This window comes from Actinoallomurus sp. NPDC050550 (assembly GCF_040655075.1).
Classification (GTDB): domain Bacteria; phylum Actinomycetota; class Actinomycetes; order Streptosporangiales; family Streptosporangiaceae; genus Actinoallomurus.
In genome coordinates, this window is the sequence record NZ_JBFAJC010000115.1 from 1 (window position 1) to 10,543 (window position 10,543).

Annotated in this window: 10 protein-coding genes; 7 read left to right on the top strand and 3 right to left on the bottom strand. The window is 69.6% G+C overall.

Annotated features, from left to right (window positions below; all coding sequences use genetic code 11):
- The coding region (locus tag AB0I04_RS54445; protein ID WP_360904712.1) for a DUF4082 domain-containing protein at positions 1-1,055 on the top strand (1,055 nt) is incomplete at its 5' end.
- Between the two features lie 8 nt (positions 1,056-1,063).
- Here AB0I04_RS54445 and AB0I04_RS54450 read toward each other — a convergent pair.
- Together AB0I04_RS54450 and AB0I04_RS54455 are read right to left on the bottom strand one after the other, a co-directional pair.
- Positions 1,064-1,723, bottom strand: coding sequence for a response regulator (locus AB0I04_RS54450; RefSeq protein ID WP_360904715.1), 660 nt, complete (start codon positions 1,721-1,723; stop codon positions 1,064-1,066).
- Positions 1,720-3,306, bottom strand: coding sequence for a sensor histidine kinase (locus AB0I04_RS54455; protein ID WP_360904718.1), 1,587 nt, complete (start codon positions 3,304-3,306; stop codon positions 1,720-1,722). Before AB0I04_RS54455 ends, AB0I04_RS54450 begins: the two co-directional genes overlap by 4 nt.
- A gap of 156 nt (positions 3,307-3,462) precedes the next feature.
- On the opposite strand from AB0I04_RS54455, the gene AB0I04_RS54460 reads away from it, so the two are divergent.
- Genes AB0I04_RS54460 through AB0I04_RS54470 form a run of 3 tightly spaced genes read left to right on the top strand, consistent with a single transcriptional unit; the run spans position 3,463 to position 6,243 of the window.
- Positions 3,463-4,308 carry an ABC transporter ATP-binding protein gene (locus AB0I04_RS54460; RefSeq protein ID WP_360904721.1) on the top strand — a complete coding sequence of 282 codons (846 nt, stop codon included), beginning with the start codon at positions 3,463-3,465 and terminating at the stop codon, positions 4,306-4,308.
- Positions 4,298-5,146 carry an ABC transporter permease gene (locus AB0I04_RS54465; RefSeq protein ID WP_360904724.1) on the top strand — a complete coding sequence of 283 codons (849 nt, stop codon included), beginning with the start codon at positions 4,298-4,300 and terminating at the stop codon, positions 5,144-5,146. Before AB0I04_RS54460 ends, AB0I04_RS54465 begins: the two co-directional genes overlap by 11 nt.
- A 44-nt stretch (positions 5,147-5,190) precedes the next feature.
- Complete coding sequence (locus AB0I04_RS54470; RefSeq protein WP_360904727.1) at positions 5,191-6,243, top strand: ABC transporter substrate-binding protein; 1,053 nt, start codon at positions 5,191-5,193, stop codon at positions 6,241-6,243.
- A gap of 49 nt (positions 6,244-6,292) precedes the next feature.
- Here AB0I04_RS54470 and AB0I04_RS54475 read toward each other — a convergent pair whose 3' ends face one another.
- Positions 6,293-7,714, bottom strand: coding sequence for an NAD-dependent succinate-semialdehyde dehydrogenase (locus AB0I04_RS54475; protein WP_360904730.1), 1,422 nt, complete (start codon positions 7,712-7,714; stop codon positions 6,293-6,295).
- Positions 7,715-7,946: 232 nt separating this feature from the next.
- On the opposite strand from AB0I04_RS54475, the gene AB0I04_RS54480 reads away from it, so the two are divergent.
- From AB0I04_RS54480 to AB0I04_RS54490, 3 genes are all read left to right on the top strand, one after another.
- Positions 7,947-8,846 carry a CDP-alcohol phosphatidyltransferase family protein gene (locus AB0I04_RS54480; RefSeq protein WP_360904733.1) on the top strand — a complete coding sequence of 300 codons (900 nt, stop codon included), beginning with the start codon at positions 7,947-7,949 and terminating at the stop codon, positions 8,844-8,846.
- Positions 8,847-9,030: 184 nt separating this feature from the next.
- Positions 9,031-9,813 carry a hypothetical protein gene (locus tag AB0I04_RS54485; protein ID WP_360904736.1) on the top strand — a complete coding sequence of 261 codons (783 nt, stop codon included), beginning with the start codon at positions 9,031-9,033 and terminating at the stop codon, positions 9,811-9,813.
- Positions 9,810-10,415, top strand: a complete 606-nt coding sequence (locus AB0I04_RS54490) for a hypothetical protein (RefSeq protein WP_360904739.1) — start codon at positions 9,810-9,812, stop codon at positions 10,413-10,415. Before AB0I04_RS54485 ends, AB0I04_RS54490 begins: the two co-directional genes overlap by 4 nt.
- The last annotated feature ends 128 nt before the right edge of the window (positions 10,416-10,543 follow it).

Sequence of the window (10,543 nt, forward strand, 5' to 3'; positions counted from 1 at the left end):
CCGCCGTCTACCTCGGCGGAACCACTTTCGACGGGGAACAACCCATCCACTGGGCCCCAAGCACCTCACCCACAATCAATCAAACCGTATCTACTAGTTTGTGGAGAAGTACCGACGTTCCGGATGTCCCGTCTCACAACGATGCGTCGGCGGTCACACTGGGCGTGAAGTTCACGGCATCGACGAGCGGGACCGTTACAGGTATCCGGTTCTACAAAGGTTCACTTAACACCGGAACTCACGTGGGAAGTCTGTGGAGTGCGAGCGGGACACTGCTGGCGAATGCGACCTTCACCGGCGAGTCGGCGTCGGGCTGGCAGCAGGTGAATTTCTCCACCCCGGTGGTGGTGACGGCGAATACTACGTATATTGCGTCTTATTTCACATCGTCGGGTTTTTATTCTGTGACGCGGCCGTATTTCACCAATGCGTACACCAACGGTCCTTTGACCGCGCCGGCGAGCGCCGATTCTGGCGGGAACGGCGTGTACGCCTACGGCGCCACGAACACCTTCCCCACAGGGACCTACCAGTCCACCAACTACTGGGTCGACGTGGTGTTCACGCCGGCGTCCAACCTGTGGGACAACACGGCTGTTCCCGCCGTCCCGTCGAATCCCGATACTCAGCCGATCACCCTCGGGGTGAAGTTCACGGCGTCCGCGAACGGTTTCATCAGTGGTATCCGGTTCTACAAGGGTTCGTCGAACACGGGGACTCACGTGGGAAGTTTGTGGAACGCGAGCGGGACGTTGCTGGCGAATGCGACCTTCACCGGCGAGTCGGCATCGGGCTGGCAGCAGGTGAACTTCTCCACCCCGGTCGTGGTGACGGCGAATACTACGTATATTGCGTCTTATTTCACATCGTCGGGTTTTTATTCTGTGACGCGGCCGTATTTCACCAATGCGTACACCAACGGTCCTTTGACCGCGCCGGCGAGCGCCGATTCCGGTGGGAACGGCGTGTACGCCTACGGCGCCACGAACACCTTCCCCACAGCGACCAACCAGTCCACCAACTACTGGGTCGACGTGGTCGAAGAATCGAGCTAGGCGCGCGGTCAGCGGGCGCGCCAGTCGTACTGGTGCTCGGGGCGGCCCGTGGTGCCGTACCGCAGGGTGACGTGCACCCGCCCCGCCTGGGCGAGCGAGGCGAGGTACCGCTGGGCGGTCGCCCGGGAGATGCCGACCTCGTCGGAGATCTCGGCGGCCGACCTCGGCTCCCCGGCCCGCTGCAGGGCCTCGGCGACCAGCCGGGCGGTGACCGACGACTGCCCCTTGGCGGGCCGCGGCTCGCCGCGCGGTACGGCGTGCAGGGCGCGGATCGCGCGGTCCACGTCGGTCTGGGTGAGCTCCCCGGTCGTCGTTAGGTGTTCGCGATAGCGGGCGTAGGCCTGCAACCGATGACGCAGCTCCTGGGCGGTGAACGGCTTGATCAAGTAGTGCAGCGCTCCCCGGGAGAACGCGGTGCGGACCGACTCGGGGTCGGTCGCGGCGGTGGCCATGATGACGTCGGCGTCCAATTCGGGCAGCAGCGCGAGCCCGGACTCGTCCGGCAGGTAGACGTCGAGCAGCACCAGGTCGACCCCTGCCGCGCCGGCCCGGGCGTCGGCGGCGGTGTGCGCCCGCCCGGCCACGCGGAACCCGGGGACCAGCTCGACGAATCCGGCGTGGATCTGCGCCACCCGAAAGTCGTCGTCGACGACCAGCACATCGATCACTGCAACACCTCCGGGAGGCTCGCGACGAACACGGCGCCGTCGGGGCCGGCGTCGGCGATGGTGACGTCGCCGCCGCGGCCCCGCGCGGCCTGGCGGGCGAGGGCCAGGCCCATGCCGCGCGGCCGGCCGGGCTCGGGCTCGCGGGTGGACACGCCGTCGCGGAAGACGGCCTCTCTGAGCTCCTTCGGCACGCCCTCTCCCGAGTCCGCGACGGTGACGTGCAGGTCGGCCCCGTCGCCGAGCAGCTCGACCTCCACGCGCCCCGGTCGGCCGGCGAGTCGCGCCGCCTCGATGGCGTTCTCGACCAGATTGCCGAGGACGGTGGTCACGTCGAGCGGGTCGACGACCCGCCCCGGCACCCAGCTCGTCTCGGCGATCTCCAGGGAGACGCCCTTCTCGGCCGCGACGGCGGCCTTGGCGGCGAGGAACGCCCGGAGGTACGGATCGGGGACGGAGTCCGGAGGCGCCTCTCGCGTGTCCGGAACCTCGGCGAGCGTCTGTATGTAGCCGGCCGCCTCCTCGTAGTGGCCGAGCTGGAGGAGACCGGACAGGGTGTGCATGCGGTTGGCGTACTCGTGCCGTTGCGCGCGCAGCGCGTCGAACAGGGCGCGCACCGCGTCGAGCTCCCGGGCCAGGGACTCGACGTCCGTACGGTCCCGTAGCGTGATCACCGTGCCGAGCAGGCGCCCGTCGTGCCGGACCTCCCGCCGGTTGACGACGAGGACGCGCTCACCGGCGAGGACGAAGAGGTTGTGCGCGTCCTCCTCGCCGTCGAGCACCGACCTGAGCCGTCCGCGTACGGGCAGTTCGGCGGCGGGTTCGCCGCGGTCGGGGGTGACGCCGAGCAGGCGGGCGGCCTCGGCGTTGCAGGCCGTCACCCGGTTGGCGGCGTCGACCGCGAGCACGCCCTCGTTGATGCCGTGCAGCACGGCCGCGCGCTCCTGGACCATCTCGGCCAGCTCGTACGGTTCGAGGCCGAGCGTCTGGCGTTTGAGCCGCCGCCCGATCGCGACCGACCCGGCCACGCCGAGCACGACGGCGGCCGCGGCGACCAGGGCGGCGACCTCCATCGTGCGGTGCACCCGCCGGTCGATCTCGTCCGCGTCGAATCCGACGCTGACCTCGCCGACCAGGGCTCCGGTGTGGTCGCGCAGCGGGACCTTCCCGCGTGCGGACAGGCCGAGGGTGCCGCGCTCGATGACCTTCACCTCCCGGCCGGACAGCGCAGCCGAGGGGTCCGTGCTGACCCGTTTGCCGATCTGTGAGCGGGTGGGGTGGGCGAGGCGGATGCCGTTCCGGTCGGTCACCACGACGAACAGCGCGCCGGTGGCGAGCCGCACGCGTTCGGCGCGGTCCTCGACGACGCCGTTCGGGTCGCTTCCGGTCGCGGCGGTGTCGCCGATCACCGGATCGGCGGCCACCGACCGGGCGAGCGTGAGCGCCCGCGAGGCGTATTGGTTGCGCAGTTCGTCCCGCTGCATCCACGCGGCCAGCCCGTACCCGACCAGCGCGACGAGCACGACCACGCTGATCTGCAAGATCAGCACCTGGTGCGCGAAGCGGATCCGGATCCGGGGCGACATGACGTGCACGGTAGCCGAAACCGCTCCGGCTGCTCCCATCCCGCGTGAGCAGAACGCGGAAAACGCCGCTAAGGACAATAAGCGCCGGAAACACGGCTTGCGATTACATCGCGAGCAAGGCTTAACGGCGCGGAAACGCGCTCGTAACCTCCGTGCATGCCAACGCAAGCCGAGCCTGACGGCCCCGCGATCGAGCTCCGCGACGTGACCAAGCGTTTCCGCTCATCGTCTGGTGGCGTGCACACCGCCGTCCGCAACCTCGACCTGACCGTCCGCGCCGGTGAGTTCGTCGCCGTGGTCGGCCCCACCGGATGCGGCAAGTCCACCACCCTGTCCCTCGTCTCCGGTCTCGAGCCCCCCTCGGCGGGCGAGGTCCTGGTGTACGGCAGCCCGGTCGCCGGCATCCCCGACGGGGTCGGGTACATGTTCCAGACCGACGCCGTGCTGCCTTGGCGCACCGTGCTCGACAACGTCGCCACCGGCCCCCGGTACCGCGGCGTCGGCAAGCAGCGCGCCCGGGAGCAGGCCCGCGACTGGGTACGCCGGGTCGGCCTGGGCGGGTTCGAGTCCTACTACCCGCACCAGCTGTCCGGCGGCATGCGCAAGCGCGTCGCCCTCGCCCAGACGCTCGTCAACGAGCCCTCGATCCTGCTGATGGACGAACCGTTCTCCGCGCTCGACGTCCAGACCCGCGGCCTGATGCAGGACGAGCTGCTGCGCCTGTGGACCGGCGACGAGGCCGGCGGACAGGGCGGCGGCGCCGCCGTCGTCTTCGTCACGCACGACCTGGAAGAGGCGATCGTGCTCGCGGACCGGGTCGCCGTCATGACCGCGAGCCCCGCCACCGTCAAGGCCTCCTTCGAGGTGCCGCTGAAGCGCCCACGCGACGCCGAGGAGATCCGGCTCACCCCCGAGTTCCTCGAGATCTACCGCGAGGTGTGGGAGTCGCTCCGCGAAGAGGTTCAGATCACCCGCGAGAGGGGTGCCGGCAATGCTGCTTGAGCTGGACGACCAGACGACGGCCGTCGCTCAGGCCCGCGCCGCGGGCCGCCGCCGGTCCTACACCGTCAACGCCGTACGGGTCCTGCTCGTCGTCGCCGTGCTCGGCTCTTGGGAGCTGGCCGCGACGTACTGGATCGACCCGTTCTACTACTCGAAGCCGAGCGCGATCTGGAACCGCCTCGTCGACTGGTTCACCACCGGCACCTCGCAGGGCTCGATCTGGACGCAGATCGCCTACACCCTGGAAGAGGCCGTGATCGGGTTCGCGCTGGGCAGCGTCGGCGGCGTGATCCTCGGCATCATCCTGGGCCGCAGCCGGTTCCTGTCCGACGTGTGCGCGCCGTTCATCAAGGCCGCCAACGCGATCCCCCGGATCATCCTGGCGTCGCTGTTCGTCATCTGGTTCGGCCTGGGCATGTCCTCGAAGGTCGCCACCGCGTTCATCCTGGTCTTCTTCGCGGTCTTCTTCAACGCCTTCCAGGGCGCCCGCGAGGTCGACCGCAACCTGGTGAACAACGCGCGGATCCTGGGCGCGAGCCGTACCGCCGTCCTGCGGACGATCGTCGTGCCGAGCGCCACCTCCTGGATCCTCGCCTCGCTCCACTCGGCGTTCGGGTTCGCCATCATCGGCGCGATCGTCGGCGAGTACAGCGGCGCGGACAAGGGCCTCGGTCTGCTCATCAACCACGCCCAGGGCACGTTCGACTCGGCCGGCATCTACGCCGGAATGATCATCATCACGGTGATCGCGCTGCTCGCCGAGTGGCTCCTCACCCTCCTCGAACGCCGCCTGCTGCGCTGGCGCCCGCCCGCCGTCGGCCACGACGCGCAGATCTGACCTGCCCCCGATCGGCGTCTTCACGTACCCCTAGGAGAGCTCACATGCGCACGACCACCCGTATCGCCGCGGCGGCGCTCGCCGCCACGACCGCCCTGTCCCTGGCCGCCTGCCGCGACTCACGCACCTCCTCCGGAGGCGGCGGGGGCAAGGAGGGCGGCACCGTCAAGATCATGGTCGGCGGCATCGACAAGGTGATCTACCTGCCCGCCAAGCTCACCGAGCAGCTCGGTTACTTCAAGCAGGAGGGCCTGAACGTCCAGCTGCTGACCGAGCCCGCGGGCGCCCAGGCCGAGAACGTCATGATCTCGGGCGACGTCCAGGGCGTCGTCGGCTTCTACGATCACACGATCGACCTGCAGACCAAGGGCAAGTGCGTCGAGAGCGTCGTCCAGCTCGCCGACGTCCCCGGCGAGGTCGAGGTCGTCAACTCCGGCAAGGCCGGCCAGATCAAGTCCCCGGCGGACTTCAAGGGCAAGAAGCTCGGCGTCACCAGCCCCGGCTCCTCCACCGACTTCCTCACGCAGTACCTGGCCACCAAGAACGGCGTGCCGACCTCTGGGTACACCACCGTGAAGGCGGGCGCGGGCCAGACCTTCATCGCCACGCTGAAGAACGGCGGTATCGACGCCGGCATGACCACCGACCCGACCGTCGCCAAGCTCACCAGCAGCGGCCAGGGCAAGGTCCTGCTCGACATGCGGAACGAGGCGGGCACCAAGGCGGCTCTCGGCGGCCTGTACCCGTCCAGCTCGCTCTACATGAACTGCGACTACGTCAAGAACAACGCGGCGACCGTGCAGAAGCTGGCCAACGCGTTCGTGAAGACGCTCGGCTGGATCAAGGCCCACAAGCCGGCGGAGATCGCCGCGAAGATGCCGGCGGACTACGCCGGCGGCGACCCGAAGCTGTACGAGAAGGCGATCACCGACAGCATCGGGATGTTCAACGGGGATGGGGTCATGCCCGCCGACGGCGCGAAGAACGTGCTGAACGTCCTCGCGCAGTTCTCGCCGAACGTCAAGGGCAAGAAGGGCGACATCGACCTGTCCAAGACCTACACGACCGAGTACGTGTCCAAGGCGCCCAAGCAGTGACGACCGCCCGTACGGCCCCGGAGGCCTTCCGGGGCCGTACGGCTTTTCGTCACAGGTCGACGGCGAGGTACTTCAGCTCGACGTAGTCGTCGATGCCCTCGAAACCGCCCTCGCGGCCGATGCCGGACTCCTTCACCCCGCCGAACGGCGCCGCCGGGTTGGACACGAGCCCGCGGTTGATCCCGACCATGCCGCTCTCCAGGGCCTCCCCGACCCGCAGCGCCCGCTTCAGATCCCGCGTGTAGGCGTAGGCGACCAGGCCCGCCTCGGTGTCGTTGGCCGCGGCGATCATGGACTCCTCGTCGGGGAAGGCGGCGATCGCCGCGACCGGGGCGAAGATCTCCTCCCGCATCACGCGGGCGTCCGGCGGCACGTCGCTCAGCACGGTCGGCGGGTAGAACCACCCCGGCCCCTCCGGCACCTTCCCGCCCGTACGGAGGGTCGCCCCGCGCTCGATGGCGTCGGACACGAGGCCGGCGACGCGGTCCCGGGCCCGCTCGTCGACCAGCGGGCCGACCTGGGTCCCGGGGTCGATTCCGGGGCCGAGCCGTAGCGCGCTGAGACGCTCGGCGAGTCCGGCCGCGAACTCCTCGGCCACCGCATCGTGGACGATGAACCGGTTGGCGGCCACGCACGATTCGCCGGTGTTGCGCATCTTGGCCAGCACCGCGCCGTCGAGGGCGGCGTCCAGGTCGGCGTCGTCGAAGACGAGGAAGGGCGCGTTGCCGCCCAGCTCCATCGTCGTCTTGATCACCTTGCTCGCCGCCTGCTCCATCAGCTTCCTGCCGACCGGCGTCGAGCCGGTGAACGAGAGCACGCGCAGCCGACCGTCGGCGATGAGCGCGTCGGTCACCTCGGGGGCGTGGTTCGTCGGCAGCACGCTCAGGACGCCGTCGGGCACGCCGGCGTCGGTCAGCAGCCGGCCGAGGGCCAGCGCGGACAGGGGCGTCGCCTCCGCCGGCTTGATGATCATCGTGCAGCCCGCGGCGATCGCCGGGCCGACCTTCCGAGTGACCATGGACAGCGGGAAGTTCCAGGGAGTGACGAGGTACGCCGGTCCGATCGGCTGCCGCGTGGTGACGATGCGATAGTCGCCGCCCGGCGCGACCCGGTACTCGCCGCCGACGCGCACCGCCTCCTCGGAGAACCACCGCAGGAACTCCGCCGCGTAGACGACCTCACCCTTGGACTCGGCGAGGGGCCGCCCCATCTCCAGCGTCGTGATCCGCGCGAGCTCGTCCGCACGCTCGTGCATCAGCTCGTACGCCCGGCGGAGGATGTCCGACCGCTCCCGGGGAGCCGTCGCGGCCCAGGACGCCTGAGCGGCCGCCGCGGCGTCGAGCGCGCGTACGGCGGCGTCCGCGTCGGCGTCCGCCACCGAGGCGAAGACCTCGCCGGTGGACGGGTCGGTCACGTCGAAGGTCGCCTTCGCCGTCTCCCACACTCCGCCGATGTACAGCCTGTTCTCCATGCTGATCGCCTCCCACTGCGCACGTTACCCGCCGCGTCACGCGCGACCTCTCGCAGGTCGGTCCGGCGAGGCTCGTCCCGTTACGGGTTTCAAAGGTGACCAAAACACCAAGTTTCCGTAAATCAGAGGTAAACCTTGCAACCACAGGGAGCGTCTCACCCAATACCGATCAGAACGCGACGGCCCGGGGATTTCGGGCCGCTCCTTACTGTGACCAAGGGGACCAAATCGTATGAAGTTCACGCTGGAAGAGGTGAAGTCCCGGACTTTCAAGGCCCGGGATGCCTGGTGGACCGTGTTCCTCGTGGACCCCCTGGCCGGCCGGCTCGTCGTCGGAACCGCGAACAGGACCTCGATCACACCGAACCAGATCACCTGGGGCGCGCTCTTCCTCGGCCTCGGCTCGGCGGGCTGCTTCCTGATGGCGGACTGGAAGTGGCTGGTGCTGGGCGCCCTCCTCTACCACCTGAGCTTCGTGCTGGACTGCATGGACGGCAAGATCGCCCGGCTCAAGGGCAACGGCACCGTCCTCGGCGGCTGGCTCGACTACGTCTTCGACCGCGTCCGCGTGCTGACCTGCACGCTCGCCCTGATGTGGGGGCAGTACCGCGCGACCGACAAGGAGCTCTACCTTCTCCTCGGCGTCGCGGTCGTCTTCCTCGACATGCTCCGCTACGTCGACGCCCTCCAGGTGGCGAAGGTCCGGCGCCAGATGCGGAGCGAGCTCACCAAGGCGATCGAGGACACCGCCTCCCACACGCCGGTCTTCGCCGAGGACCTCCTGCGCGAGGACCCCGAACTCGACCCGGACGAGATCAAGGCGCGCACCGTCGAGGTCATCGACCTGCAGCAGGAGTTCCGCTCCCGTTTCGCGTGGTACATCCGCGTCCGCGACTGGCTGCGCGACCACCGCGTCCGTACGCACCTGATCAGCGGCATCGAGTTCCAAATGGCGGTCTTCATCGTCGGGCCGCTGGTGAACCAGATCGTCCCGGTCACCATCGGCGCGGCCGCCCTCCTGCTCGTCTTCGAGTTCGCGATCATGTACAAGCTCTGGCTGTCCTCCCGGGACTTCACCCGCGCCCTCGCGGAGATCCAGGACACGGAGTCGCAGCCCGCGCCGGCCGTCTGACCGTCCGGGCGCTCTCTCGCTGACCTCTCGCCCGGTGACGCCGAGGCGAAGACGGTCGAAAGCCTGGGCCATGGCCGCCTCTCTCGGCGGCCGGGTCCGGGCTTTCGCCGTTAATCCCAAGGAGTTTTGACCTGTTTTATACGGGCACGTGGCGTCTATCAAAGCCCCACCACCGGAGGCAATCATGTCGACCGCCACAGTGGCCGTCATCGTGATCGTCGCGGTCCTGGTCATCGCGGCCTTGGGTTTCCTCGGCTCGCGGCAGCAGCAGCGACGCCACCTGCGCGAGAGATTCGGGCCGGAATACGACCGTGCCGTCGAGCGTCATGGCAGCGTCCGCGAGGCCGAGCAGGAGCTCCGCGCCCGCGAGCAGCGTCACCGCGAGCTCCAGATCCACCCCCTCGACCCGGCCGTACGCGACCGGTACCGCGCCGACTGGCAGCGGGTGCAGGAGCGCTTCGTGGACTCCCCCCGGAGTGCCGTCGCCGAAGCCGACGACCTTCTCATCCGCGCCATGGAGGACCGCGGCTACCCGACCGAGGACTACGAGCAGCAGGTCGCGGACCTGTCCGTCGAGCATGGCGGCACGATCGGCCGGTACCGGACGGCACATGACATCCGGGGCCGAGCCGACGCCGGTCAGACGACCACCGAGGATCTGCGCCAGGCCATGGTCCACTACCGCGCCCTGTTCGCGGATCTGCTCGGCGACGGCGAGGGTCACGTGGGCCGCGCGTCCGCCGAGGACGGCCGGGTGCCCGCGTCCGGCGACGGGCGGCAGGACCGCAAGAACCTCGAAGACCACGAGCATCGCGAGGACGTCGACGACCGCGAGGACCTCGAAGATCGTAAGGGCCGCGAGGACGCCGCCCGTACGGCGGCCAAGGACCGGCGCATATCGACGCCGGCCGGCGGCCACGCGGCGTCCCGGCGTGACTCCGAGGACGCGGAGGGACGGACACGATGAGCGAACGCCAGGATCGGCCCGAGGGGCGCCACGCCCTCCCCGGCGACCGCCCCGTGGCCGGGATGCCCTCCGACGACGCCGTCGAGGGCCGCGTCGTCGGCTCCTCCGGAGAACGGACCGGCCACCCCGGCGACGCCACGGCAGGACCGGCGGCGGGGGCCATCGTCCCGCCACAGCCCGGCCCGGTGACGGACACCGGCGGACGCGCTCCGCTTCCCCGCCGCACCCGCGAAACCGACCGCGACCGCGACGAGCGCACCCGGCCGGAGGGCTCGCGCGGCGTACGGCCGGACGCGCCCGGGACGACGGACACGGGCGCGGCCGGATCGGCGGGATCGGAGCGACTGCTCGGTCGAGGCGACGCGGACCGGTTCGAAACCCGCTGGCACGAGGTCAAGGCCGGATTCGTCGACGATCCCCGCGACTCGGTGCGGCAGGCCGGTTCCCTGTGCGAAGAGGCCGTACGCGCGCTGACCGCCGCCCTCGACGAACAGCGCCGGAGCCTCGAACAGCGATGGCAGGGCGACGACGCCGACACCGAGCGCCTGCGCATCACCCTGCGGGCCTACGGAGATCTCCTGCAGCGTCTCGTCACGCTCTGAGACCCGGGACCGTACGGCGGCGGGGGGGGGGGGGGGCCCCCCCCCCCCCCCCCCAACCCCCCCGGCGCCGCGGGGGGGGGAGAAAAGAGGGAAGACGACGGGGGTGGAAAGAGATATAAAGAAAAAAA